Here is a 26014-nt window from a genome sequence, read left to right on the forward strand (position 1 = left end):
CGAGACATGCAGCCCACACTTGTCGCCCCGGGCACGCGAGTCGACCCTTCCTGGACCCTCGCCGGCTCCCCCGCGGAGGCCGCCCGCCTGGTGGCGACGGGCGCCGTCGTCGTGGTCGAACTCCCCGCCGACCTCAACCCCGCCCTGGCCGCCGCCGCCGTCTACCGCTGGCACGGAACCCAGATCTTCATCACCCACCACCACGACGAGGTACGGCAGGCCATCGACATGACCGACTCCCTGGCCGGCCGCCGCCCCCCGGCCCTGACTCGCCGCGGCCTGGCCTGAAACGGGCCGCTTCAGGGAGTGGCTTCGCCGAGTTCGGCGACGGAGGGGCGGACCGGCTTGGGCGTGGCTTCGACGTGGGCCATGGCGTCGTCCACGGTGGTGGTCCAGGCGATCGCGTCGAAGACGTTGGCGCGGGTGAAACCGGCGTCGTACATGTCCTCGATGAGGCGGCGCAGCGGGTCGTACAGGCCCCAGGGGTCGAGGATGACCAGCGGGCGGTCGTGGATGCCGATGACGCGGGCGGTCCAGATCTCGAAGAGCTCCTCCAGCGTCCCGATGCCGCCGGGCAGCACCAGGAAGGCGTCGGAGCGGGCGTCCATGACGCCTTTGCGCTCGCGCATGCCGGCGGTGACGATGAGCTCGTCGGAGTCGTGGTCGGCGACCTCGATGTCGACCAGCACCTGCGGGATGACGCCCACGGTGTGCCCGCCGGCGGCACGGGCGGCGGCGCCGACGGCCCCCATGCAGGACACGGTGGCGCCGCCGCTGACGAGCGTGTGGCCGCGCTTGGCCAGCTCGGTGCCCACGTCGGCGGCCAGGTCGAGGTACTCGCGGTCGATTTTCAGGCTTGAGGCGCAGAAGACACAGACATTCACGAAATGCCACCCTATGCGGCCGGGCCACGACCAATGGTCGCGGCTGACGCATCGCCGTAGCGGCGGGAACCACGTCCGACGTGAGAAGCGACCCTACGATCGGCGCCCGCCCACGGCGGCGGGGGGCGTCGGCCGGGCTTGCCGTAACAGAGAGACGTGCTATTGGGGCTCGGCAGCAGGCTGAGAGCGAAGAGAGTCGCCCTCCGCGATGATGCGGACCGCCTCGTTGACGTCGTCGGTGAGGTGGATCAGGTCGAGGTCCTGGGCGGCGATCTTGCCAGTGCCCAGGAGCGTGTTCTTGATCCAGTCGACCATCCCGCCCCAGAACGACGTGCCCATCAGCACCACCGGGAACGACGTCACCTTGCGCGTCTGCACCAGCGTCAGCGCCTCGAACAGCTCGTCCAGCGTGCCGAACCCGCCCGGCAGCGCGATGAACCCGCACGAGTACTTGACGAACATCGTCTTGCGCACGAAGAAGTACCGGAACTCGATCCCGAGGTCCACGTAGTCGTTCATCTTCTGCTCGAACGGCAGCTCGATCCCGAGCCCCACGGAGACCGCGCCGTCCACCTCGGTGGCGCCCCGGTTGGCCGCCTCCATGACGCCGGGACCGCCGCCCGTGATCACCGCGTAGCCCGACTCGGCCAGCGCGCGTCCGAGCTCCACGCCCATCTCGTACTCGGGCGAGTCGTCAGGCGTCCGCGCCGACCCGAACACCGTGACCGCCGGCGGCAGCTCCGCCAGTTGCCCGAAGCCCTCCACGAACTCCGCCTGGATGCGCAGCACCCGCCACGGATCCATGTGCAGCCAGTCGGTGGACCCCTGCCGGTCGAGCAGGCGCTGGTCGTGAGTGGACTCGGGGACGAGGTTGCCTCGTACTACCGCCTGCCCTTGGCGGCGCTCGGGACGTGACTGCTTCATGCTGGTCACGCTATCCCTCTGGCCGTGCCATACGGGCGAATCCCCGCTTACGGCACGGCGAAGGCAATCCGCCCAACCTCCTCGAAGGGGAAAACCGCAGGTCAGCGCAACGGTGAAACCCGTCAGAAAAATCTTTGAAGAAGGAGGAACCGAAATTCGCGAACCCTGCGTCTAATCGGCGAGGGTGCTGCTCGGGACTGAAAGTGGCTCTCCCCGCCAAATGGCCGGCGAGGAGGGTCACTTTCACGTTGTGGCCCCTTATGCCAGCCAGTTCAGCATCGCACGCTCGCTGTCGGCGATCTTCTCCAGCGACACGTACTCCCCTTGCTGATGGGCCAGATTCGGATCCCCCGGACCGTAGTTCACCGCGGGCACGCCCAGCGCCGAGAACCGCGCCACGTCCGTCCATCCCAGCTTGGCCCTCGGCTCACCGCCGACCGCCGCCGTGAACGCCGCGGCCACCGGATCGGTCAGCCCCGGCCGCGCGCCGGGGGCGGCGTCGGTGAAGTTCACCTCGAAGCCGTCGAAGACCTCGCGCACGTGCTCCCGCGCCTGCTCGATCGTGAGGTCCGGCGCGAAGCGGTAGTTGACGGTCACCACGCACGAGTCCGGGATGACGTTGCCCGCCACCCCGCCGCGCACGCCGACCGCGTTGAGCCCTTCGTGGTACTCCAGGCCGTCGACCACCGGCAGCCGCGCCTGGTAGGCGTTGAGCCTGGCCAGCACCGGTTCGATCCCGTGGATGGCGTTCACCCCGAACCACGACCTGGCGCTGTGGGCGCGCTTGCCCGCCACGTGCACCTCCGCCCGCAACGTCCCCTGGCAGCCGCCCTCGATCACCCCGTCGGTCGGCTCCATCAGCACCGCGAAGTCGGCCGCCAGCCACTCAGGATGCTCGCGGGCGACCCGGTTGAGCCCGTTGCGCTCGGCCTCGACCTCCTCGCAGTCGTAGAAGACGTAGGTGACGTCGCGGTTGGGCGCCGGCAGCGCCGCGGCCAGCTTGAGCGCGACGGCCACGCCCGCCTTCATGTCGGTGGTCCCGCAGCCGTAGAGCCGCCCGCCCTCCACCCTGCTCGGCAGGTTCTCGGCGACCGGCACCGTGTCGAGGTGCCCGGCGATCAGCACCCTCTCCGCGCGGCCGAGCGACGTGCGCGCCACGACCGTCTCGCCCGACCTGTCCACGCTCAGGTACGGCAGCGCCCGCAGAGCCTCCTCGACCAGATCGGCAAGGGCCTTCTCGTCCCCGCTCACCGACTCCACGTCCACGATCGCGGCGGTCAGCGCACCGGCGTCCTGGCTCAGATCCAGCATCAGCACATTCCCTTCAGGCGTTGACGCCGTGCTCGCGCAGCACGTCGCTGAGCGCGGCCTTGTCGTGGCGCTCCCCCGGCTCCAGCTTCTTCAGCACCAGCACGCACGGCAGCCCGAACGTGCCGCCGGGGAACTCCTTCTGGCGCGTTCCACCCACGGCCACGCACCAGTCGGGGATGCGCCCGCGCCCCAGTTCCTCGCCGGTGTTCACGTCGATGACCGGGATCGAGGCCGACAGGATCGTGCCCGCCCCGACGACCGCGCCGCGCCCCACCCGGGCGCCCTCCACGATCATCGCCCGGCTGCCGACCAGCGCGTCGTCCTCGATCACCACCGGTACCGCGTTCGGCGGCTCCAGCACGCCGCCGATGCCGACGCCGCCGGAGAGGTGCACGTTCTTGCCGATCTGGGCGCAGGAGCCGACCGTCGCCCAGGTGTCGACCATCGTGCCCTCGCCGACGTACGCGCCGATGTTGGTGAAAGACGGCATCAGCACCACTCCGGGCGCCAGGTAGGCGCCCCAGCGGGCGATCGCCCCCGGAACCACGCGTACGCCGTCGAACGTGGTCTTCAGCGGCTGCCTGTCGTGGTGCTGGAAGTCACCCACCTGCGACCTGGCCATGCCGAGCACCTTGAAGCTGAGCAGAATCGCCCGTTTGGCCCGCTCGTCCACCAGAACGTCGCCATCCTCCACCCGGGCCACCCGGGCCTTGCCGGTGTCCAGGAGGTCGATGGCGGAGACGATCACCGTGCGCGCCTCGGTGTCGGCCGGCGACAGCTCCGTCCTGCGCTCCCACAACCCATCGACCGCGGCCGGCAGCGGCGAGGACATGCTCTGGTGGCTCATGGCCCCGGAGCCTATCTGGCCGGGTAGGTTTTTCAGGGTGCGCGTGCGCTTCTCCCGCGGGGTCCTGACCATCGCGGCCATCGTCGTCGTGCTCGCGGTGGCCATCACCGTGGGCCTGTACAACCTGCTCAAGCAGGCCAAGCCGTTCCGGCAGGCCGAGGCGGGCTGCGTGGTCCGCACGCCGTCGGGGGAGCTGAGCCTGGACGTCGAGCAGGCGCAGATCTCGGCGACCATCGCGGCCGTGGCCGCGCGCCGCAGGCTGCCCGAGCGAGCGGTCGTGATCGCCTACGCGACGGCGCTGCAGGAGTCGAAGCTCTTCAACGTCAACCACGGCGACCGCGACTCGCTCGGCGTCTTCCAGCAGCGTCCCTCGCAGGGCTGGGGCAAGCCGAAGCAGATCATGGACCCGGTCTACTCCACCAACAAGTTCTTCGCCGCGCTGGTCAAGGTGAAGAACTACCGCAAGATCCCGCTGGCGGAGGCGGCCCAGGAGGTGCAGCGCTCGGCCGCCGGCTACGCGTACGCGCCGCACGAGGGCGACGCCAAGATCCTCGCGGCGGCGTTCACGGGGCGCGTACCCAAGGCCCTGCACTGCACCTACCCCGAGCCGACCGCCACCCCCACGACGAGCGCGCGCCCCCGCACCGACGAGGCGCGCCGCAAGCTCGCCCGCGCGCTGGGCAGCACCGCCATCACCACGGAGCGCCGCGGATGGCTGGTCGCCGCGTGGTCGGTCGCCCATGCTCAGGAGTACGGCCTGCGCCGCGTCGACTACAGCGGGGTGTCATGGCGGGCCGAGGAGGTCAGCGACGACGGGTGGAAGCCCGGCGGCAAGTCCTCGACGACCGAGGTCGTCCTGTCCTGAACCTGACCATCCCCGGAAGGGGAGCCGGTATTGCCGGCAAACATTGAACGATCTGGAAATTGCCCGCAATATCCCCCAAGTCCGTGGGGTTGCCCGCAAACGCGTGGCCCGGACCTCTTCCGGTCCATCCCTGATCCCAGCCTGAGCACAGGCCACTCGCGCGGCACGCGGCGCACCAGGGCGAGGCGGGACGGCCGGGCCGGTTGATTCCACGGCAGGCCAAGCGGACAGTCCGGAAGACCAGAAACGTCAGGAAGCGTGGCTGATGATGGAGATGGAGCCCGGAGGCAGGGGCTGGGCATAGCTGGCGGTCCACGGGGAGCCCTGCACCCGCTCGAAGGAGAGCAGGCGCCCGTCGGCGGCCCGGTAGTCGGCGAAGTCCAGCAGGCCGCGGTCCGGGTGACCGGTGTCCCCCTCGGAACGGAAGGCGGCCGTCCCCCGGTCCACGGGGAAGAACTCCACGCCCTCCATGATGATCATGCTCTTCGCCGGGATCATGCCCTGCGTGGGCACCTCGGTCCAGACGAGAACCTCCAGGTGGGGCGGGTCACCGGAGACCAGCCCCTGCCGGATCTCGACCGTCAGCCAGCGGGCCCGCCGGGAGCCGTCGTCCAGCAGGTACTCGGTCCACTGCTGCCCCTGGAGCGCCACGTGCAGGGCGCCGAGCACCTCCGAGCGCGCCCCGTGCACCTCGATCCGGTCACCCACCCGGATCTCGCGCGGATCGTCGTAGCCGCCGGCGTGCGCCTGCATGCTCACCGGCGCGGGCATCGGGCTCTGGACGACCACGTCCTCGGACGGAGGCGTGGCCGAACGGCCCCTCCTGTCCTGGCGCATGGTGGCGACGAAAGCCCCAAGCAACAACAGGACGGTGGCGATGCTCAGCCCGAGAACGACCCAGGAGGTCATGCTCATCGTCCAGCTCGCTCCACTCGCGGTCTGCCTCGGCAAACGCCCTGTATCTACTTATGTCTACGTACGACGCGCGATCCTACTGGAGGCGGCGCACGGCCGCATCGATGCGTTCGTCGGTTGCCGTTATGGCGATGCGAACGTGCCGTTCACCTGCGGATCCATAAAATTCACCCGGCGCGACCAAAATGCCATTTTCGGATAGCCGCCCAACCTGCTCCCACGCGGGCTCGCCGTTCGTGGCCCACAGGTACAGCCCGGCGGTCGAGTGGTCCACCCGCCAGCCCGCCTTCTCCAGCGCCGGACGGAGCACCGCCCGGCGGGCCGCGTACCGCTCGCGCTGGGCGTCGGCGTGATCGTCGTCGGCGAACGCGGCGGCCATCGCGGCCTGGACGGGCTGCGGCATCAGCATGCCCGCGTGCTTGCGCATCTCCAGCAGCCGGCCGATCAGGGCCGGGTCGCCGGTGACGAAGCCCGCGCGGTAGCCGGCCAGGTTCGAGCGCTTGGAGAGCGAGTGAACGGCCAGCAGCCCCTCGTGCGAGCCCTCGCACACGTCCGGATGAAGGATGGAGACCGGCTTCTCCTCCCAGCCGAGCTCGATGTAGCACTCGTCGGAGGCGACCACGGCGCCGCGCTCACGCGCCCAGGCGACGACCTTGCGCAGGTGCTCGGCGGGCAGCACCTTGCCCGTGGGGTTGCCGGGAGAGTTGACCCAGACCAGGTCGACGGGCTCGGGCCCGAGCGCAAGCAGCCCGTCGGCGGCCGTGCCGTGGGCTCCGGCCAGCCGGGCGCCGACGTCGTAGGTCGGGTAGGCCAGCTCGGGGAAGACGACCCGCTTGGCGCCCAGGTACGTGGGCAGCCAGGCCACGAACTCCTTGGACCCGATCAGCGGCAGCACGTCCCGCTGGTCCACGCGCACGCCGTGGCGGCGGGCCAGCCAGCCGGAGGCGGCCTCGCGCAGCGCCTTGGTGCCGTGGGTGAGGGGGTAGCCGGGGCTGTCGGCCGCCTCGATCAGCGCGGCCCGCACGAGCGGCGGCACCGAGTCCACCGGCGTGCCCACCGACAGGTCCACGATCCCGTCGGGATGAGCGGCGGCCCGCTCCTTGTACGGCACGAGCCGGTCCCAGGGGAAGTCAGGCAGGTTGTTCACAGCAACCCACACTAGTGGCCCCGGGTCACCGGGGTTTCCCGTTCAGAGGGGCGGCACCGGCCGCCGTGCCGATCGGGCGCCCGGCGGCGGTGCCGGGGTTCGATCGGGCTTACGACTGAGTGCCGGGGTTCCGATCGGGGGTACGGCTGGGTGCCGGGTTCTGATCGGGGGCACGCTGGGGTTGCCTGTCCAGAGGGTCGGCGGAACGCCGTGACGGCGCGAACCACGTCCGACGTGAGAAGCGACCCCCACGATCGGCGCCCGCCAGGTGCGGCGGGTGGCGTGGGGGTGGCCTGCCGTAACAGATACAGCGTCTCAACAGGGGGTGGCCTGCCGGAACGGATACAGCGTCTCAGAGACTGAGACTAGTGGTCCTCGGCCTGCGGGGGGAGGACGGCGATGACCGGGTGGTCCTTGTCGATCTTGCCGACCTTCGAGGCGCCGCCGGGCGAGCCCAGGTCCTCGAAGAAGTCCACGTTCGCCTTGTAGTACTCCTTCCACTGCTCGGGAAGGTCGTCCTCGTAGAAGATCGCTTCCACGGGGCACACAGGCTCGCACGCGCCGCAGTCCACGCACTCGTCGGGGTGGATATAAAGCATGCGCTCGCCCTCGTAGATGCAATCGACGGGGCACTCCTCGATGCACGCCTTGTCAAGGACGTCCACGCAAGGCTGCGCGATGACGTAGGTCACCTCGAGCTCCTTCTTCTCCGCACCATGGCGCGACTCCAACCGCGGTTTGCTAAGCCCTAGTATTGCCGTGCTAGCCAAGTGGCTGGAACGGAGGGTGCCAAACTCGTGGCCGCTCGCCTGACAATCATGGTCACATCTGCGGATATAGGGGTACGGATCACCACGCGTAGGCGGGTGCCCGGCGGGTTCCGCGATGCGGTCGGCATTCTCGAATCGTGGGACGACGGCGTCCTCATGGTTCGTAAACGGGATGGCACGATCGTGGAGATCGCCGAGGAATCCCTGGTCGCGGCCAAGGTGGTCCCGGCCGCGCCTCCTCGACCTGGGCGGATGTAGCGGCAAGTATTCGTTGTGTGACAGTACGTACCTGCGCCGCCGTAGCCGCCATCCTCGTCAGCGCCGGGTGCGGCGCGTCCCCGACGACCGAGCAAAAGCCGCTGCCTCCGGTGAACGCGAAAGCCGCCTCGCTGAAGGACGGCTTCACGACCATGGACCGCCTGGCCGAGGTCGCCAAGCAGGAGGGCGCGCTCACCGTGGTCGCCCTCTCCCGCGACTGGGTGAACTACGGCGAGATCATCGACACGTTCTCCGAGAAGTACGGCATCAAGGTCAACGAGCTCGAACCGCGCGCCAGCAGCGCCCGCGAGCTCCAGTCCGCCGCCCAGTTGAAGCCCGACGTGTTCGACCTGACCCTCGACGTGGCGGTGGCCAACGCGGCCAGGTTCGCGCCGTACAAGGTCCAGGGCTGGCAGGACCTGCCCGACCACGTCAAGGACGCCAAGGGCGCCTGGTACGCGGCCTACGGCGGCTACATGTCCATCGGCTACGACCCGCGCGAGGTGGCCGCGCCCGCCTCCTTCGCCGATCTGGCCAAGCCGGGCTACAAGGTGGCGCTGGCCGGCGACCCGCTGAAGGCCGCGTCCGCGTTCAACGGCGTGATCGCCGCCTCGATGCTGGCCGGCACGCCGCAGCCGGCCCGCGGAGTGGACCTGTTCGCCAAGCTCAAGCAGGGCGGCAGGCTCACCGATCCGGTCCAGGCGAACGTGGTCGTCGACTGGGACCACCTCAACGCCGCCCGCGCCGCCGAGGACCCCGAGGCGTGGAAGGTCACGATCCCGCGCGACGCCCCGCTCGGCGGCTACTACGTGCAGGCGATCAACAAGGACGCGACGCATCCGGCCGCCGCCCGGCTGTGGCAGGAGTTCCTCTTCTCCGACGAGGGCCAGAACCTCCTCCAGAAGGGGTACGCCCGTCCGGCCCGCGGCGAGGCCATGCTCATGCGCGGCACGCTCGACACCGAGCAGGCGGCGAAACTTCCCGTCGCACCCGGCCCGCCGCTCCTTCTCACGATTCCGCAGGCAGATGCCGCAAAGTCGTACCTCAAGCGGGAATGGGCGCACAGTATGCGATGAGACCCCTGTGACGGGATATGTCGTGAGAGACGGTCAGCATCTACAGTTAGCGACAGCACGGCCGCGGGGGCCCGATGTCTGATGATTGTGAGCTGATCGTCTTGCGCTACGACGCACCGAGTTTGGAGCGGTGGACCAGTCGCACCCTGGACAGCAGCTTCGGATACGTTTCCGCCAGGGGCGCGCCGCTGGTCGACCTGCTGGATCCGCAGCCGGGCGAGCGCGTTCTCGACCTGGGCTGCGGCACCGGCGTGCTGACCGCCGAGATCGCCTTACGGGGAGCCCATGTGCTGGGCATCGACGGCTCCCCCGCAATGATCGAGAAAGCGCTCGCGCAGTACCCCGGAATCGACTTCATCGTCGGCGACGGCCACGACTTCAACGTCGCCCAGGCCTACGACGCCGTCTTCTCCAACGCCGCGCTCCACTGGATGAGCCGCGACCCGGGCGCGGTGATCTCCAGCGTCCGCGAGGCGCTCGCGCCCGGCGGGCGCTTCGTCGCCGAAATGGGCGGCGCGGGCAACTGCGCGGAACTCACCGCCGCCATGCACACCGCCTGGCGCGAGTACGGCCTGCCGGAACCGGACCTGCCGTGGTATTTCCCGACGCCCGCCGCCTACGCCTCACGGCTGGAGCAGGAGGGCTTCGTGGTCCGCGTGCTGGAGCACTTCGACCGCCCCACCCCGCTCGACGAGTGCCCGGGGGGCGCCGCGGACTGGGTGCGGATGTTCGCCGGATCGGTGTTGGACGGGGTGCCGCCGGAGATCGTCGACCCGCTGCTCCGCCGGGTCAACGAACTGGCCGCTCCCGCCCTTCGCAGGGAAACGGGCTGGATGGCCGACTACGTGCGTCTACGCTTCGCTGCCGTGAAGCGCTGATGCGTAGTCCATGATGCGTAGGGGCGTTTTGCCGGACTATGGTCTGTTCCGTGGGCTGCGAACGTATGGCTGGATCGCTACGGCGGCGTGAGGGACGGGTGAACGTAACAGGATGAATTTCTGCCTGAGCGACCTCGTACCACCGTTGAGGTGGAGCGACGCGTCGGCGATCACACTTCTTCACGGGCAGCCGGACCTGCCGGAGGCATGGTGGCGCAGTCTGCCGATGCCGCACGTGCTGGCCGCGATCGGCCCCGAATCCCTGGGCGAACTGCTGACGGAGATCGCGCTCGAACACTGGCCGGCCGCGGCCATCGGCGACGTGCTGCCCGCCCTCCACGTGCTCGACCCGGACGACGCCGACGAGCCGCAGGTGGCGATCGCGCTCGACCGGGCGGGGTCGTGGACGGGACTGCTCGCGCTGACCAGCCGTGAGCTGATGGACCAGCCGTTCATTCAGGCGCGTCCGGTGCTCAACATGCTGTTCTCCGCTGTTCTGGTACGGCTCGCGCCCTCCCCCAGACCCGCCCCGGCCCCCCGCCGCACCCCCCGCCCGGTGGTCGAGCCAGTGGCAGAGCCGGTGGCAGAACCCACCGCCGAGCCCGTCGCCGTCGTGGTGGCCGTCGCAGAGCCGGTGGCCAAGGAGCCGCAGGACACCGAAGGGCCCCAGAGCGCCGAGGGTGCCCAGGGTGCCGAAGGTCCCCGGGACACCGAAGGGCCCCAGGACGCCGACGAGCCGCAGGACGCCACAGAGGGCGCCGAAGCGGCGCAGGAGGCCGAGGAGCCGCAGGAGGCCGCGGAACATCGGGAAGAGGCCGCAGGAGACGAGCCGGTGGCCGTCGACCAGGCCGAGGAGCCCGAGCCCGAGCCTGGGGAGCCTGAGGCTCAGGAGCCTGTTGCTGTGGCTGTGGAGGAAGAGGCCGAGGCCGGCGAGCCCGAGGCGGCCGACTCCGAGGAGCCGGTGGCCGAGGTTGAGCAGGAGGCAGCCGAGGAGCCCGCAGAAGCGGAGGCGGAAGAGCCTGCGGAGGCCGACGAGGCGGAGGAGCCCGACGAGGCGGAGGGTGCTGATGGTGGGCCGGTGAAGGAGGGCTCTGGGCCCAGGTTGCCGGCGTTGATCGAGTCCGCCTTCGCCGATCTGGACGACAAGAGCTGGGCCGTCGCGCAGAACCGGGTCTTCACCGACCAGCCGTCGGCCGTGGAGCAGTTGGCCAAGTTGTTCGCCGTCTCCCCGGCCGAGATCAACGCCACGGAGATCGCCCTGCGTTCCCGGCTGGAGCGGTGGCTGGCCAGCGACGAGGCGGCGCCGTACCGGGCACATCTGGACGAGCTGCGTGGCACGATCGGTGAGGCCGCCCCCCGCGACCAGCTGATCGGTGCCGCGGACTGGCATGCCAGGGAGATCCGCGCGCTGGAGGTCCCCGCATGGCAGTTCGTGAAGGCGACGCTGGCGGGCGCCGCGACCGCTCAGGCCGTCCAGGCCGCACCCGCGCCGGGCTCGGCGGGCGGCTCGACAGAGGCGCCGCCTGTGGCGTCGCCGTTCGAGGCGGCCGGGTCGGGGGCGGCTGAGGAGCAGGTCAGGTTCGGGGCGTTCACGCCGCACGAATCGGATGACCAGAACGGCGAGCACGCCGCCAAGCCGTACCAACCGCTCAAGGACGTCTCCCAAACCCGGCGCTGCTTCCGCCAGCCGGACGGCCGCTGGTACCTGAGGGTGGACGTCACGGGCGAGCACCTCGGCGGGTCGGAGTGCCTGTTGCCGACCGGGTTCGCCGCCTATCTGGGGCTGTCGCCGGGCGAAAGCCGGATGGTCAGGAGCGCCGCGGGTGAGCTGACCATGAGCTGGCACGGGCGGCCGGTGCTGGAGTCGGTTTCCCGCCTGCTGCTGGATGTCGGGGCGAAGGAGGGCGGGCACGTGTTCCTGACGCTGTCGGACGAGGGCGTGCTGCGCGCCAGGCACCTGCCGGTGGCCGCGCCCAGCGCCGACAAGATCACCAGGGCGCTCCGGCTGGTCTGCTACACCGCGCCGGACGCGGGACTGGAGGTGGCCGCGCGGGTGATCGCGACCAGGATCGGGATGACCGGCCCCGTGGCCCTTCCCGACGTGCTCGCCAGGCTCCGCGAACGCGGCGACCGCGACCTGCTCGATCTCTTGGACTGAGCCCCGTGCCGCGGCTCGCGATCGGCCCCGACTTCCCTCGGGGGCTCAGCGCACTGGCACCGCCGGCGCGTGAGAGCGCCGTGAGCGCGCTGCGCCGCTTCCTGCTGACCGAGAACGGCGCGCCCCACCCCGAGCGGGTCAGGGGCGCCAGAGACGCGCGAGTGGCCACTCTGCGCCTGGCCGAGGGGCAGCGCGGCGTCGTGGTGCGCCAGCGCGAGGTGTACTGGCTGCGCGCCCTGCTGCCCGACCCGGACGCCTGGTCGTTCGCCCAGCGCCACCGCTACGGCGTGAACCCGGTGATCGGCGTCCTGGAGGAGTGGGACGCGGCGGCCCTGGAAAGGGTCGAGCCGGCGCTGCGCCGCTCGGCGGGGGCGTCGAGGCTGTTCGACCCGATCTGCGACGGCGACCTGCTGGCGCTGGGGCTGGATCCGCGGGTGCTGCCGCTGGTCAGGCTCATCACGACCGAGGCGGACGTGGCGGCGCTCGAACCGCTGCTGCCGCCCACGCAGCACCTGCCGCTGGCCGTACTGGGCCGGGGCGGCTCGATGTCGGAGGCATGGCGCGAGCTGGACGGCTGCCGCGCCGTCGACGGAGAGACCGGCTGGGTCGACCAGGACGACCTGCACGCGGCCCTGGAACGCAGCCCGGACCGCGCGGTGTTCGCGGCCGACGCCGAGGAGCTCGACCACGTGCTCGCGGCGCCCCACTGGTGCACGTTCCTGCATCCGCCGCAGCACCGATTGGCCAGGACCGGCCGCTACGACCACCCGGTGCTGGTCATCGGCGGCGCCGGAACCGGCAAGACTCTCCTGGCGCTGCACCGCGCCGCCCATCTGGCCAGGCACGGGGGCGGGCGGGTGCTGCTGGTGACGTTCTCGCAGGGGTTGTGCGAGGACCTGTCGGGGCGGCTGGACGTGCTGGTCAAGGACGAGGTGATCCGCAAGCGGATCGAGGTGGACAACCCGGAGCGGCTGGCGGTGCGGATCGTGGCCGACGCCGAGGGCCGCCGGCCCGTGCTGGCGGGGGCGGGGGCCAGGTCGCTGGCCGAGCTCACGGAGCAGGCGCTGTTGCTGCTCGGGCGGGCCACGGGAGATCTGCTCGACGACGTGGATCCGGGACGCAAGCCGTACCGTCACATGATTGTGGACGAAGCGCAGGACGTCAGCCCGGCGCAGTGGCGGCTGCTGCGCGCGGTCGTGCCGCGCGCGCACGACGATCTCTTCGTCGTCGGCGACCCGCACCAGCGGATCACCGACACGCGGGTGACGCTGAGCTCGGTGGGGATTCCCGCCGTGCAGCACTCGCTACGGGTCTCCTACCGGCTGCCGCACGAACTGCTCTCCTTCGGGGTACGGCTGCGCGGCGGCGGCCCGACGGACGGGCTGGTCAAGGGCCTGGCCGGCATGTACGGGCTGCGCGGCACCGGGCACGGCGAGCGCCCGATGGTCCGGGCCTACGACACGCCCGAGGCGGAGCTGGCGGGGCTGGCGGCCACGGTGCGCTCGTGGCTGGAGGAGGGTGTGTCGGCCCGCGCGATCGCGGTGGCGGCGCGGACGATGAAGCTCGTGCGGGCGGCCAAGAAGGCGCTGGGCGGGCTGGACGTCCCGGTCGCGATGTTCCACCATCTCAAAGGCTTGGAGTTCGAACGTGTGGCGCTGATCGGGGTGACGGAGGGTGTCGTACCGGAAACTCCGCCGCAGGACCCTGCGGAGCGCGCGCGGGCCTTGCAACGCGAGCGAAGCGTGCTCTATGTGGCCTGTACCCGGGCCAGATCAATGCTCTATATATCCCATTCAGGGAGAGGAAGCCCATTTCTCTCCCTCTGATCACATAGTCTGAACTGCGGATACTTCCCTTTGCCGGTTGGACCCCAATGAATCTCAGCCTGAGCGACCTCGCGCCACCCCTGCGCTGGACCTCTCCCAGCCAGATCGCGCCGATCGCGGAAGAGCCACAGCTGCCCGAGGCATGGTGGCACGCGATCCCGATCGACCGTGCCTGCGCGCTGGCGGGCACGCAGACAGTCGCGGGCAACCTCGCCGACCTCGCCGTGGCCTTCTGGGGACACCTCCCCCTCGGCGACATCCTGCCCCTCCTGCGTTTCTCCGACCCCGTGGAGGCCGAGCGCACGCCGGAGTCCCTGGGCCGTGACGCGGTGCTGAAGATGTTCGTGCGCGTCTTCGAGCGGCTGCTCGAGCCGGTCGCCGAGCGCGTGCCCGAGGCGCGGGCCGACCGGCCGGTGCCCGAGCTCATCGACGCGCTGTTCGCCGCGCTCGACGACCGGCAGCGGGCCATCGCCCGCGACCGGCTGTACGCGGCGCAGCGCGCCACGCTCGACGAGCTGGCCCAGCGTTTCTCCGTGACCCGCGAGCGGATCCGGCAGATCGAGCGCGACCTGCGCGACCACGTGGAGGCCTGGCTGGGCAGCGCCGAGGCGGCGCCGCTGGTCGCGCACGTGACGTGGCTGCGGGGGCGGCTCGGCTCCGCCGTACCGGCCGACGATCTGACGGCGGCGGTGCCGTGGCACCGGGGCGAGCTCACGACCTTGAACATCCCGACCTGGCGCTTCGTCCGGACGCTGCTGACCGGCTATGAGCAGTCCGACGACTGGCTGGTGGCGGGCGGCGGCGACGAGCTGCGGGAGAAGACCAGGCAGTTGTTCGCCGACGGGCCGCGGCCCATGGGCGAGGCGGTCTCCATGGTCACCCAGCTCGGTGTCCGCGAGGACGTGGCGGAGCGGTGGATCCTGGCCGTGCCCCAGCTGCGGATACTCGACGGGCACGTGGTGCCGTGGCCGCGCAGCATCAACGAGAAGGCCGAGGCGGTCCTGTCGGTCGCCGGCCGGCCGCTGTCGCCGGAGGAGATCCAGGAACGCATCGGCGAGGACTACAGCCTCGTCGGCATCCGCAACCAGCTCACCGCCGACGAGCGCTTCCTGCGCGTGGACAGGAACAAGTACGGGCTGACGCGCTGGGGCGGCGACGAGTACCTGGGGATCAGGGAGATGATCGCCAGGGAGATCGAGCGGGCCGGCGGCGAGGCCTCGGTGAGCACGATCGTCACGAACCTCACCGCCAAGTACGACGTGAGCGAGAGCTCGGTGCGCGCCTACTCGGGCGGGCCCGGGTTCGAGCGCACCCAGCGCGGGTGGATCAGGGTCGCGGGTACGGCGCCGCCCGGCGAGGTGGCGGAGCCGTACCAGCCGCGCAAGGACGTCTCGGAGACGCGGCGCAGCTTCCGCAGCAGGGACGGGCGCTGGTGGCACCGGGTGGACGTGAACGCCGAGCACCTGCGCGGCTCCGGTTCGCCGCTGCCGACGGGCTTCGCGGCCTATCTGGGCATGGCGCCGGGCGGCCAGCTGACCGCGGCGACGCCCTCGGGCGACGTGGTGATCAGCTGGCACAACCAGCCGACGATGGGCTCGATCCGCAACGTGCTGGCCGACTTCAAGGCCGGTGAGGGCGACCACGTGTTCCTGACCGTCTCCGACGGGGGCGAGCTGCTCACCCGGTTCCTGCCCGCGGCCAACGTGGCGCTGACGCCGCTCGGCCGCGCGCTGCACCTGATCGGCTACACCGCGCCGGTGAACTCGGAGCTGGAGGGACTGCAGCTGATCGGGGCGCGGATCGGGCTGCCGGAGGCCTCGACGCGGGACGAGGTGATCGGCCGGCTGCGCGAGCGGGGCGACCGCGACATCCTGGGTTTCCTGGGAGTGTGAGCCTAAGCTCGGGGCATGTTGCGGATCTATGACACCAGGACCAGGAAGGTAGAACCCGTCACCCCGGCGGCCGGCGTCGTCCGGATGTATTCCTGCGGGCCCACCGTGTACCGGTTCGCGCATGTCGGCAACCTACGCACGTATCTGATGTCGGATCTGATCCGCCGGGTGCTCGGGGCGCGGCGCGTACGCGTGCGCGCCTGCCAGAACATCACCGACGTGGGCCATCTCGTGGACGACGCGGAGATCGGCGAGGACAAGGTCCTCGCGCAGGCGCGCGCCGAGGGAAAGTCCACGCTGGACATCGCGCGCTTCTACGAGGACGCCTACCGCCGCGACTGCTCGGACCTCAACATCCGGCCGGCCGACATCACCCCCCGCGCCACCGAGACCATCGACCTGATGATCGAGCTGATCGTGAAGCTGATGGAGAAGGGCCACGCCTACGCGGTGCCGGACGGATCGGTCTTCTTCGCCGCCGAGACCTTCCCCACTTATGGCGAGATTTCCGGCAACCGGCTGGACGCGCTCAAGCCCGGACACCGCGTCGAGGGCGTCGACCCGCGCAAGCGCTTCCACGCCGACTGGGCGCTGTGGAAGCACGCGGACCGCGAGCTGACCTGGGAAACCCCATGGGGCGGCACCGGCTTCCCCGGCTGGCACATCGAGTGCTCGGCCATGTCGCTGCGCTACCTCGGCGACCACATCGACATCCACACCGGCGGCATCGACCTGCGCTTCCCCCACCACGAGGACGAGCGCGCCCAGTCGAACTCCGCCGCCGGGCGCGAGGTCGTCCAGCGCTGGGTCCACGGCGAGCACCTGCTGTTCGACGGCCGCAAGATGGCCAAGTCCACGGGCAACGTGGTGCTGCTCCGGGACGTGGCCGGCCAGGGTCTCGATCCGCTGGCGCTGCGGCTGGCGTTCATGGAGCACCGCTACCGCCAGCAGCTCAACCTGAGCTGGGACACCCTGCGCGCCGCCGACCGCACCCTGAGACGGTGGCGCGCGCGGGTGGCCGAGTGGGCCGAGTACCCCAGCGCCCCCATCGCCACCGCCTACTCGGAACGCGCCCAGGAGGCCTTCGAGGACGACCTCGACACCCCCACGGCGCTGCGCGTCCTGCGCGAGCTGGAGCGGGACGACGGGGTGGCGCCCGGCGCCAAGTTCGAGACGTTCCTCCACCTGGACAACGTGCTCGCCCTGGACCTGTCCAGCGAGATCGGCAGGGCGCCGGTCCTTCCGCCGGGCGCCGCCGAGCTGCTCGACCAGCGTGCCCGCGCCCGCGCGGCCCGCGACTGGGACGCCGCCGACCAGCTCAGGGACGAGCTCGCCGAGAAGGGCGTGAAGGTGGCCGACACCCCGGACGGCCAGACCTGGTCATGAGCCGTCGGGGAGGACGCTGAGCCCCTGGCCGATGCCGCCGTCCACGGGCAGCTTGACGCCGGTGGTGTAGGTGGCCTCCAGCGCCAGGAAGACCGCCGCCGCGGCCACCTCCTCCGAGGTTCCGTGGCGGCGCATCGGGGTCGCCAGGTCGCCCGCCGCCTTGAACGCCGCCCGCTCCTCCGGCGTGAACCCCACGACCCCGGCCGTGGGCGTGTCGATGAAGCCGGGCTGGACCGCGTTCACCCTGACGCCTCTGGACAGCAGCTCGGCCGCGAGCACCTGGGCCAGCGACCACACCGCCGCCTTCGATGCGGCGTACACGGCCATCCCGGCCGTGCCGCCGCTGTCGGCGACCGAGGTGGTGAAGACGATCGAGCCGCCCCTGCGGATCAGCGGGATGAGCTGCTGCGTACTGAACAGGACGCCCTTGGTGTTGACGGCGAACTGCCGGTCGTAGGACTCCTCGGTGACCGACTCGATCGGCCCGCCCTCGGCGATCCCGGCGTTGACGAACACGTGGTCCACCTCGCCGAGCAACTCCTTCACCACCGGGCCGAGCGCGCGCACGTCGGCCATGTCGGCCAGGTCGGAGCGCAGCGCGTGGGCGACCAGCGGCGCCGCCTTCTCCAGGTTGCGCTCGTTCCGCCCCGTGACCAGGACCTCGGCGCCTCTCTTGGTCATCGACTCGGCGATCGCCAGGCCGATGCCATGGGTTCCGCCGATCACCACTGCCTTCATGTTTGTCATGCCGCCCACTGTGCGGAAAGGCGCTTAGGGTCCGCTTAGGGTGAGACTCATGCGTTTCGGGGTGCTCGGGGTTCTCTCCGTCTGGACGGACGACGGCCGTCCGGTCCGGGTCCCCGAGCTCAAGGTACGCACGCTGCTGGCCGAGCTCCTCATCCACGACGACGGCCCGGTCCCCGCCGACAAGCTCGCCGACGACCTGTGGCCCGACCGGCTGCCCGCCGATCCCGCCGCCTCCCTCCAGGTCAGGGTCTCCCAGCTCCGCCGCGCCCTGTCGGCGGCCGAGCCCGGCGGCCGAGCTCTCGTCGCCTACCAGCCGCCCGGCTACCTCCTGCGCGCCACGTCCGTGGACTCCCGCCGCTTCCTCGACCTCACCGCCCGCGCCCGCGCCACGCCCGCCCCGCGCGCCCGTGCAGAACTGCTGTTGGACGCGCTCGCCCTGTGGCGCGGCCCCGCCCTCGCCGACTTCGCCGACGCGCCCTTCGCCCAGCCCGCGATCGCCCGCCTGGAATCGGCCCGGCTGGCCGCCCTCGAAGACCAGGCGGAGGTACGGCTGACGCTGGGCGACCACGCCGCGCTGACCACCGAGCTCGCGGCACTTCTCGACCGGCACCCGCTCAGGGAGCGGCTGTGGGCGGCCTACCTGCTGGCGTTGTACCGGAGCGGACGGCAGGGCGACGCGCTGGAGCACTACCGGCGGATGCGCGACCTGTTCGCGGCCGAACTCGGCGTGGACCCCGGCCCGCCGCTGGTGGAACTGCACGCGGCAATGCTCAGCCAGGACCCGTCGCTGCACGCGGCGACGGCGGCGCGCACGCGCACCAACCTGCCCGCCCCGGTGACCGGGCTGGTGGGCCGCGACCAGTTGGTGGCCGGCACCCGGGAACTGCTGGGCACGTCCCGGCTCGTCACGCTGCACGGGGTGGGCGGAGTCGGCAAGACCCGCCTGGCCCTGGCCGTCTGCGCGCCCGCACCCGCCGCACCCGGCGAGGTGTGGATGATCGAGCTGACCGGGGCGGCGCCCGGCGCGTCGACGCAGGAGGTGGCCGAGCTGGTCGCCGCCACGCTGGGCGTCCGCGACGACGCCTCGGCGGGAACCGCGGCCGACCGGGTGGCGGACTCCTTGCGCGGCCGCCGCGCGCTGCTCGTCCTGGACAACTGCGAGCACGTCGTCGAGGCCGCCGCCGAGCTGGCGGAACTGCTGCTGAGCCGCGCGCCCCAGCTCACGATCCTCACCACCACCCGGGAACCGCTCGGCCTGGCCGGCGAGACGGTCGTGACCGTCCCGCCGCTGGACGGGCCCGACGCGGTGGAGCTGTTCACCACCCGCGCGGGACTGCGCCCGACCCCGGCCGAGACCGAACCCGTCCTGGCCGTCTGCGCCCGCCTCGACGGCATCCCCCTCGCACTCGAACTGGCCGCCACCCGGGCCCGCACCATGCCCGTGCACGAGCTGGCCGCCCGTCTCGACGACCGGTTCCGGCTGCTCGGCGCAGGCCGGCGCGGCGGGCCGGCCAGGCAGCAGACGCTCCGGGCCACGATCGACTGGAGCTGGCACCTGCTGGGGGCGGCGGAGCAGGCGGTGTTGCGGCGGCTGGCCGTACATGCTGACGGGTGTGTGCGGGAGACGGCCGAGCGGGTGTGCGCGGGCGGGGAGGTGCGGGCGGAGGACGTCCCCGATCTGCTCGGGCGGCTGGTCGGGCGTTCGCTGGTGGTGCTGTCCGGCGGGCGGTACCGGCTGCTGGAGTCCGTCGCGGCCTACTGCGCCGAGCGGCTGGCCGAGGCGGGCGAGTCCGGCGAGGTACGGCTGCGCCACGCCCGCCATTTCGTCGAGCTGGCCGAACGCGCGGCGCCCCGGCTTTTCGGGCACGACCAGCGCAGGTGGCTGACGATCCTGGACGCCGAGTCGGCCGACATCCGTGCCGCCCTGGAGACGTTGACCGGCCTTGGCGAGGCCGATCTGGCCCATCGGCTGGTGGATGCCGTGGCCTGGTACTGGTACCTGCGCGGACGCCTCGGTGAGGCGCGCCGGGCGGTGTCGGCCGTCCTTTCGCTCGCCCCCGCGCGGGAGGGGATGGTGGCGGTGTGGCGGGCGGCGCTGGAGCTGTTCGCCGGTTCGGCCGTGGAGGCACAGCCGGAGGCGGTGTCGGCGGACGGCGAGTGGCTGCTGGCGTTCGCGCAGTGGGGATTCGGCGACCAGGACGTGGTCGAGCGGCGGCTGGGCAGGGCGCTGGCGGCCTTCCGCGAGGCGGGCGACGCGTGGGGCGAGGCGGCGGCGCTGATGTGCCTGGCGCGCTCGGGATTCTCGGGTGACCTGGCGGCCCGGCGGCGCGACGCCGAACGCGCGCACGCGCTCTTCCGCGCGGCCGGCGACCGGTGGGGACAGGTCAAGTCCACCGAGATCCTCGGCACGCTGGCGGAGGTGGCGGGCGACTACGACCTGGCCGCCCGCCTCCACCGCGACGCGCTGGGCGCGGCCGAGGAGCTGGGGCTGTGGACGGAGCTGTCCTTGCGGCTCTCGGCCCTGGGCAGGATCGCCATGCTGAAGGGCGACTTCGCGGAGTCGGAGCGCCTGCACGAGCGGGCCGGCCGGCTGGCCGAGGAGCAGGCCAACCTGCCGGCGATGGAGTTCGCCCAGGTGGGGCTGGGCCTGGTGGCACGGCGGCAGGGCCACTACGACCTGGCGGAGGAGTTGCTGCGACCGTGGGCCGAGTGGTGGCGGCGGCTGGGCGGCACCGACGGGCTCGCGTTCGTCCTGGCCGAGCGGGGGTTCGCCGCCGAGCAGCGCGGGAACCTGCCGGCCGCCCGCGACCTGCACCTCGAAGGCCTGGCCGTCGCCATGGGCACCGGCGAGGCCCGCGCGATCGCCCTGGCCTTCGAGGGCCTGGCGGGAGTACACGTCCTCGGCGGCGACCTCCGCCGCGCGGCGGAGCTGCTCGGCGCCGCTGCCGCCGCCCGTGAGTCCGCCGGAGCGCCCCTGCCCGCGGGCGAGCGCGCCGACGTGGACCGGATCTCGGCCGCAGCGGCGCGGGACGACGGCTTCGCCGCCTCCTACGCCCGCGGCCACTCCTCACCCCTCGCCGAGGTGGCCGGGCGCGAGCTCGGATGATGGGGTGGGCGGACGGCATGGCAGGGACCGTCCGCCCGGTGGCGCACCTGTCCGCATGCGGGGGGCGGCGCCTCGGGCAGCGTAGGGATGGCGGGGTTGCACGTACGTTGCCGATACTGGGGAGTATCGACACAGAACGAGCACGGGAGCTGTTCGGCGGGGCGCGGGTGGCACGCCTCGCCACGACCGGCGCGGACGGAGCGCCGCACCTGGTTCCGGTGACGTTCGCGCTGGACGGCGACCGGGTGGTGATCGCCGTCGACCACAAGCCGAAGCGGACGCGCGAGCTGCGCCGCCTGCGCAACGTCAGGGAGAACCCCCGCGTGGCGCTCCTGGCCGACCACTACGACGACGACTGGACCCGGCTGTGGTGGGTGCGGGCCGACGGGCTCGCGCGGGTCGTGACGGAGTACCCGATCCGGGGGTTGCGGGACAGGTACGAGCAGTATCGGCGGGTGCCGCCGGGCGGGCCGTACCTCGTGGTGGAGGTGGAACGCTGGACGGGCTGGGCCTACGCGAACGGGTAGCGGCACCGGGCTTTTGCCAGGTCATCGACGCCAGGCGGTGCGGAGCTCCTCGGCGAACACCTCGGACGGCTGCGCCCCGGAGACCACACGGCGGCCGTCGAACACGAAGCCGGGCACCCCGCTCACACCGTGGCGCAGCGCTTCGGCCTCGTCCGCCCGTACGGCGTCGCCGTAGTCGTCGCCCTTCAGCACCGCCGCGGCGAACTCCGGGTCGAGCCCCGCCTCCCCCGCCAGGCGGACCAGGCTCGCGTGGTCGGCCACGTTGGCCCCTTCGCCGGTGTACGCCCGCATCAGCCGTTCCCGCACCGCGTCCCCGACGCCCCGATCGGCCGCGGCGTGCTGGATCCGGTGGGCGTCGAAGCTGTTGACCGGATGGGCCAGGTCCAGCCGGTACTCCAGGCCCACCTCGGCGGCCAGGGCGGCCACGCGGGCCATGCCCTGCCTGGCCTGCGGCGTGGGCAGGCCGAGGTCACGCCGCATCCGCTCGGGCAGCGTGAGCGTCGGCTCGGTGGAGCCGTGCGGGTCGAGCTCGAAACTGCGATGGCGCACCTGTACGGCGTCGCGGTGCTCGAAGCCGGCCAGCGCGTGCTCGAAGCGCCGGTGGCCGATGTAGCACCAGGGGCAGACCAGGTCGGACCAGATGTCGACGGTGATGTCAGTCATGCCGCCCACGATAGGAACTGGGCTAACTTTTCGTAAGGACGTACCTCAAGGTAAGGTCAGGCCATGGAGGTCGGAAACCTGGAGACGCGCGAACTGCCCGATCCGCTGAGTGACGCGTTCAACAGCGACTGTCCGGGCCGCGAGGTCTTCACCCACGTAACCAGCCGCTGGGGAATGCTGATCATGGTGGCGCTGCGCGACGGCCCCCTGCGCTTCTACCTGCTGCGCGACCGCATCGGCGGCATCAGCGAGAAGATGCTCTCCCAGAGCCTGCGCGGCCTGGTCCGCGACGGGCTCGTCCATCGCGAGGTCGAGCCGTCCGTGCCGCCCAAGGTCACGTACTCGCTGACGAGCCTCGGCACCGGCCTGACCGGGCCGCTGGGGTCGCTGCTCGGCTGGATCGCCGAGCACACGCCCGAGGTCATGGCCGCCCAGGAACGGCACGACGCGCGTCTCTAGTCACACTTCTCCGCCGCGGTCCGTCAACGAGGCAGAACCGCATGACGGAGGAGAACATCATGACCATCCTGCTGACCGGTGGCACCGGAACCCTCGGGCGCCTCGTGCTGCCGCCGCTGCGCCGTACCGGGGCCGAGGTGCGGGTGCTGACCCGCAACCCGCGCCCGCCGGAGGACGGCGTCACCTACGTCAAGGGCGACCTCCTCACCGGTGAGGGCGTGGCCGCCGCCGTGGACGGGGCGGACCTCGTCCTGCACCTGGCGGGCGGGGCCAAGGGCGACGACGTGGCCACCCGCAACCTCACCGGGGCCGCGCGCGCCGCCGGTGCGGGCCACATCGTGTTCATCTCGGCCATCGGGGCCGACCGGGTGCCGCTCGGGTGGTTCAGGAACAAGCTCGCGGCCGAGCGGGCGGTGATCGAGTCGGGAATCCCGTGGACCATCCTGCGCGCCGCCCAGTTCCACGACCTCGCGCTCAAGGTGGCCACGGCGATGGCGAGGATGCCGGTCGTGCCGGTCCCCGGCGGGCTGCGCTTCCAGCCCGTCGACGCGCGGGACGTGGCCGAGCGGCTGGTGGAGCTCGTCCAGGCCGAGCCCGCCGGGCTGGTCGCCGACCTGGCGGGGCCCGCCGTCTACGGGATGGGCGACCTGGTCCGCGCCTACCTGGCCACGGCCGGGAAGCGGCGGCTCATGCTGCCGGTCCGGATGCCGGGCAAGGCGGGACGGGCCTACCGGGCCGGGGAGAACCTCACGCTGACCGGAGGCACGACGGGTGGGCGTACGTGGGAGGCGTTTCTGGGAGAGCGGGCCTGAGCTGAGCGAGGACCGTCGCACTGGTTCGCTGGTGTCACACTGGGTGCGGGCTGGTGAGATGGAGGTATTCGTGAGGGTTAGGCCCTATGCCGGGCTGCCGTGGCCGTTGCGCTGGCTGGCGCGGATCGTGACCGTCCTCCTGGCGCTGGGCCTGGTCCTGGCGGGAGTCGTCACCGTGATCGTGCGGCAGTCGTTCCCCCAGGTGGAGGGGGAGATCAAGGTCACCGGCCTGGCCGGGAACGTCGAGGTGCGGCGCGACGCCTACGGGATCCCGCAGATCTACGCCGACACGGCCGAGGACCTGTTCATGGCCCAGGGGTACGTCCACGCCCAGGACCGCTTCTGGGAGATGGACTTCCGCCGGCACCTCACCGCCGGACGCCTGTCGGAGATGTTCGGCGCCGCCACCCTCGACAACGACAAGGCCATCAGGACGATGGGCTGGCGCAGGGTCGCCGAGCAAGAGCTGCCGATGCTCAGCGAGCGCACCCGCCGCTACCTCGACTCCTACGCCAAGGGCGTCAACGCCTGGCTGGCCGCCAACCCGGACGCCTCGCGGCGCAGCCTGGAGTACTCCGTCCTGAAGCTCCAGAACTCCGGCTACAAGCCCGAGCCCTGGTCGGCACTCGACTCGGTCGCCTGGCTCAAGGCCATGGCCTGGGACCTGCGTTCCAACATGGAGGACGAGATCGACCGGGCGCTGGCCGCCACCAAGCTGCCGCGCGAGCGGGTCGAACAGCTCTACCCCGGCTACCCGTACGGCGAGCACCAGCCGATCATCACCCAGGGCGCGATCTCCGAGGACCGCTTCGACGAGACCGCGCAGCCGCGCGAGGACGGCGCCGAGGCGCTGGGCCGGGCCGCCCAGGCCTTCGACGCCGTCCCGAGCTCGATGGGCACGGCCGAGCGCGAGGGCATCGGGTCGAACTCCTGGGTGGTCTCGGGCGAGCACACGAAATCGGGCAAACCGCTGCTGGCCAACGACCCGCACCTCTCCCCCGCGATGCCGTCCGTCTGGTACCAGGCCGGGCTGCATTGTCGGCAGAAATCCGAAAAATGCATGTTTGACGTCACCGGCTTCACCTTCTCCGGCGTACCCGGCGTCATCATCGGGCAGACGGACAAGATCGCCTGGGGCTTCACCAATCTGGGGCCCGACGTCGCCGACCTCTTCCTGGAGCAGGTCAAGGACGGCACCTACCTCTACAAGGGCGACTGGGCCAAGCTGGAGACCCGCCAGGAGCAGATCAAGGTGGCCGGGGGCGCACCGGTGACGATCACGGTCCGGTCGACCCGGCACGGGCCGCTGGTCAACGAGGTCATGGGCAGCGTGAAACCCTCCGGCGAGGCCACCGCCGTGGCCCTGCAGTGGACGGCGTTGATGCCGGGCCGTACCGCCGACGCGATCTTCGACCTCAACCAGGCCGCCGACTGGCACGAGTTCCGCGCGGCCGCGGCGCTGTTCGAGGTGCCCGCCCAGAACCTCGTGTACGCCGACACGGACGGCCGGATCGGCTACCAGGCCCCCGGGCGCATCCCGGTCAGGAAGAAGGGCGACGGGACCTGGCCCGTGCCCGGCTGGACCGGCGAGTACGACTGGAAGACCGCCCCCATCCCCTACGACCAGCTCCCGAGCGTCGCCGACCCCACCGAGGGCTACATCGTCACGGCCAACAACGCCGTCATCGACCCCGCCCGCTACAAACCGCTCCTCACCAAGGACTGGGCGTACGGCTACCGCTCCCAGCGCATCGTCGACCTGCTGAAGGCCGAGATCGCGAAGGGCAAACTGGACGCCGCGGCCATGTCCAGGATCCAGCAGGACACCCGCAACGGCTTCGCCGCGACGCTGGTCCCCGCGCTCATGCGGGTGAGCCTGGCCGGTCCCGGCACCGAGGCGCGGCAGCTCCTGAAGGACTGGGACGGCTCCCAGACCCTCGACTCGGCCCCGGCCGCCTACTTCAACGCCGTCTGGCGCCACCTGCTGAAGGGCCTGTTCGACGACGACCTGCCCCAGCAGGCCCGCCCGGCGGGCGGCGACCGGTGGTTCGAGGTCGTGGGCGACCTTCTCCAGGCGCCGGAGGACCCGTTCTGGGACGTGACCACCACCAAGGACCGCACCGAGACCCGCGACGACGTGCTGCGCCAGGCGATGGCCGACGCCTACCAGGAGCTGTCCGACCGGTTCGGCGCCGAGGTGAAGCAGTGGCGCTGGGGCGACATGCACACGCTGCGGCTCACCAACGCCACGTTCGGCACCTCGGGCATCGCCCCGATCGAGATGCTGTTCAACCGCGGCCCGATCAGCGTCGCGGGCAGCAAGGACGCGGTCAACGCCACCGGCTGGAACGCCCAGAGCGGCTACGAGATCAACGCCGTCCCCTCGATGCGCATGATCATCGACCTGAGCGACCTGGCCAAGTCGCAGTGGATCAACCTGACCGGCGCCTCCGGCCACGCCTACCACGCCAACTACTGGGACCAGACGGAGCTGTGGGCCCAGGGCAGGCTGCTGCCGATGCTCGGCGCCCGCGTCCACACGCTGCGCCTACACCCCTAGGAG

23 protein-coding genes are annotated in these 26014 nt (G+C 71.5%); 14 read left to right on the forward strand and 9 right to left on the reverse strand.

Going from position 1 to position 26014, the window contains the following annotated elements; genetic code table 11:
- Window positions 1–6 precede the first annotated feature (6 nt).
- The gene (locus ACFWYW_RS36015) at window positions 7–288 is read left to right on the forward strand and encodes a hypothetical protein (RefSeq protein WP_379610590.1); all 282 of its coding nucleotides are present in this window, start codon (window positions 7–9) and stop codon (window positions 286–288) included.
- 11 nt (window positions 289–299) lie between these two features.
- On the opposite strand, the gene ACFWYW_RS36020 is transcribed toward ACFWYW_RS36015, so the two are convergent.
- The 4 genes from ACFWYW_RS36020 to ACFWYW_RS36035 form a co-directional block, all read right to left on the reverse strand.
- Window positions 300–884, reverse strand: a complete 585-nt coding sequence (locus ACFWYW_RS36020; RefSeq protein WP_379610592.1) for a TIGR00730 family Rossman fold protein — start codon at window positions 882–884, stop codon at window positions 300–302.
- Window positions 885–1043: 159 nt separating this feature from the next.
- Window positions 1044–1808 carry a TIGR00730 family Rossman fold protein gene (locus tag ACFWYW_RS36025; protein ID WP_379610593.1) on the reverse strand — a complete coding sequence of 255 codons (765 nt, stop codon included), beginning with the start codon at window positions 1806–1808 and terminating at the stop codon, window positions 1044–1046.
- A 258-nt stretch (window positions 1809–2066) separates the two neighbouring features.
- Window positions 2067–3119 carry a succinyl-diaminopimelate desuccinylase gene (dapE, locus tag ACFWYW_RS36030; protein ID WP_379610594.1) on the reverse strand — a complete coding sequence of 351 codons (1053 nt, stop codon included), beginning with the start codon at window positions 3117–3119 and terminating at the stop codon, window positions 2067–2069.
- A 13-nt stretch (window positions 3120–3132) separates the two neighbouring features.
- Complete coding sequence (locus tag ACFWYW_RS36035) at window positions 3133–3966, reverse strand: 2,3,4,5-tetrahydropyridine-2,6-dicarboxylate N-succinyltransferase (protein ID WP_379610595.1); 834 nt, start codon at window positions 3964–3966, stop codon at window positions 3133–3135.
- A 37-nt stretch (window positions 3967–4003) separates the two neighbouring features.
- On the opposite strand from ACFWYW_RS36035, the gene ACFWYW_RS36040 reads away from it, so the two are divergent.
- On the forward strand, window positions 4004–4831 hold the full coding sequence (locus ACFWYW_RS36040; protein ID WP_379610596.1) for a hypothetical protein: 828 nt from the start codon (window positions 4004–4006) through the stop codon (window positions 4829–4831).
- Window positions 4832–5080: 249 nt separating this feature from the next.
- Here the strand turns inward: ACFWYW_RS36040 and ACFWYW_RS36045 are convergent, their stop codons facing one another.
- The 3 genes from ACFWYW_RS36045 to fdxA all read right to left on the reverse strand — a co-directional run bounded on the left by ACFWYW_RS36045 (window position 5081) and on the right by fdxA (window position 7585).
- Window positions 5081–5746, reverse strand: a complete 666-nt coding sequence (locus ACFWYW_RS36045; protein ID WP_379610597.1) for a DUF4178 domain-containing protein — start codon at window positions 5744–5746, stop codon at window positions 5081–5083.
- Window positions 5747–5822: 76 nt separating this feature from the next.
- Window positions 5823–6893, reverse strand: a complete 1071-nt coding sequence (gene dapC / locus ACFWYW_RS36050; RefSeq protein ID WP_379610598.1) for a succinyldiaminopimelate transaminase — start codon at window positions 6891–6893, stop codon at window positions 5823–5825.
- A 365-nt stretch (window positions 6894–7258) separates the two neighbouring features.
- The gene (fdxA, locus tag ACFWYW_RS36055; RefSeq protein WP_379610599.1) at window positions 7259–7585 is read right to left on the reverse strand and encodes a ferredoxin; all 327 of its coding nucleotides are present in this window, start codon (window positions 7583–7585) and stop codon (window positions 7259–7261) included.
- A gap of 126 nt (window positions 7586–7711) precedes the next feature.
- On the opposite strand from fdxA, the gene ACFWYW_RS36060 reads away from it, so the two are divergent.
- From ACFWYW_RS36060 to cysS, 7 genes are all read left to right on the forward strand, one after another.
- Window positions 7712–7921 carry a hypothetical protein gene (locus ACFWYW_RS36060; protein WP_379610600.1) on the forward strand — a complete coding sequence of 70 codons (210 nt, stop codon included), beginning with the start codon at window positions 7712–7714 and terminating at the stop codon, window positions 7919–7921.
- A 17-nt stretch (window positions 7922–7938) separates the two neighbouring features.
- Window positions 7939–8997: an ABC transporter substrate-binding protein gene (locus ACFWYW_RS36065; protein WP_379610602.1), complete on the forward strand. Its 1059-nt coding sequence runs from the start codon at window positions 7939–7941 to the stop codon at window positions 8995–8997.
- A gap of 74 nt (window positions 8998–9071) precedes the next feature.
- Window positions 9072–9875, forward strand: coding sequence for a class I SAM-dependent methyltransferase (locus tag ACFWYW_RS36070; RefSeq protein ID WP_379610604.1), 804 nt, complete (start codon window positions 9072–9074; stop codon window positions 9873–9875).
- Between the two features lie 226 nt (window positions 9876–10101).
- Window positions 10102–12033 carry a hypothetical protein gene (locus tag ACFWYW_RS36075; RefSeq protein WP_379641176.1) on the forward strand — a complete coding sequence of 644 codons (1932 nt, stop codon included), beginning with the start codon at window positions 10102–10104 and terminating at the stop codon, window positions 12031–12033.
- A gap of 5 nt (window positions 12034–12038) precedes the next feature.
- Window positions 12039–13859 (forward strand): UvrD-helicase domain-containing protein, encoded by a 1821-nt coding sequence (locus ACFWYW_RS36080; RefSeq protein WP_379610607.1) that lies wholly within the window; start codon window positions 12039–12041, stop codon window positions 13857–13859.
- Window positions 13860–13906: 47 nt separating this feature from the next.
- Window positions 13907–15751, forward strand: a complete 1845-nt coding sequence (locus ACFWYW_RS36085; protein WP_379610609.1) for a sigma factor-like helix-turn-helix DNA-binding protein — start codon at window positions 13907–13909, stop codon at window positions 15749–15751.
- A gap of 15 nt (window positions 15752–15766) precedes the next feature.
- A complete protein-coding gene (gene cysS, locus ACFWYW_RS36090; RefSeq protein WP_379610610.1) occupies window positions 15767–17137 on the forward strand; it encodes a cysteine--tRNA ligase in 1371 nt (456 codons plus the stop codon).
- On the opposite strand, the gene ACFWYW_RS36095 is transcribed toward cysS, so the two are convergent.
- Window positions 17132–17884 (reverse strand): SDR family NAD(P)-dependent oxidoreductase, encoded by a 753-nt coding sequence (locus ACFWYW_RS36095; RefSeq protein ID WP_379610611.1) that lies wholly within the window; start codon window positions 17882–17884, stop codon window positions 17132–17134. The genes cysS and ACFWYW_RS36095 overlap by 6 nt on opposite strands.
- Before the next feature lie 49 nt (window positions 17885–17933).
- On the opposite strand from ACFWYW_RS36095, the gene ACFWYW_RS36100 reads away from it, so the two are divergent.
- Together ACFWYW_RS36100 and ACFWYW_RS36105 are read left to right on the forward strand one after the other, a co-directional pair.
- Window positions 17934–20990 carry a BTAD domain-containing putative transcriptional regulator gene (locus ACFWYW_RS36100; RefSeq protein ID WP_379610612.1) on the forward strand — a complete coding sequence of 1019 codons (3057 nt, stop codon included), beginning with the start codon at window positions 17934–17936 and terminating at the stop codon, window positions 20988–20990.
- A 167-nt stretch (window positions 20991–21157) separates the two neighbouring features.
- On the forward strand, window positions 21158–21517 hold the full coding sequence (locus tag ACFWYW_RS36105; RefSeq protein WP_379610613.1) for a TIGR03668 family PPOX class F420-dependent oxidoreductase: 360 nt from the start codon (window positions 21158–21160) through the stop codon (window positions 21515–21517).
- Between the two features lie 21 nt (window positions 21518–21538).
- Here the strand turns inward: ACFWYW_RS36105 and ACFWYW_RS36110 are convergent, their stop codons facing one another.
- Complete coding sequence (locus tag ACFWYW_RS36110) at window positions 21539–22180, reverse strand: DsbA family oxidoreductase (protein WP_379610615.1); 642 nt, start codon at window positions 22178–22180, stop codon at window positions 21539–21541.
- Between the two features lie 63 nt (window positions 22181–22243).
- Here ACFWYW_RS36110 and ACFWYW_RS36115 point away from each other — a divergent pair, with 63 nt between their 5' ends.
- The 3 genes from ACFWYW_RS36115 (at window position 22244) to ACFWYW_RS36125 (ending at window position 26011) form a co-directional block, all read left to right on the forward strand.
- Window positions 22244–22639, forward strand: coding sequence for a winged helix-turn-helix transcriptional regulator (locus ACFWYW_RS36115; protein ID WP_379610617.1), 396 nt, complete (start codon window positions 22244–22246; stop codon window positions 22637–22639).
- Window positions 22640–22680: 41 nt separating this feature from the next.
- Window positions 22681–23451 (forward strand): SDR family oxidoreductase, encoded by a 771-nt coding sequence (locus ACFWYW_RS36120; RefSeq protein ID WP_379610618.1) that lies wholly within the window; start codon window positions 22681–22683, stop codon window positions 23449–23451.
- Window positions 23452–23521: 70 nt separating this feature from the next.
- Window positions 23522–26011 (forward strand): penicillin acylase family protein, encoded by a 2490-nt coding sequence (locus ACFWYW_RS36125; RefSeq protein ID WP_379610620.1) that lies wholly within the window; start codon window positions 23522–23524, stop codon window positions 26009–26011.
- Window positions 26012–26014: the final 3 nt, after the last annotated feature.

The sequence above is a fragment of the Nonomuraea sp. NPDC059023 genome (genome assembly GCF_042740095.1).
GTDB lineage: Bacteria > Actinomycetota > Actinomycetes > Streptosporangiales > Streptosporangiaceae > Nonomuraea.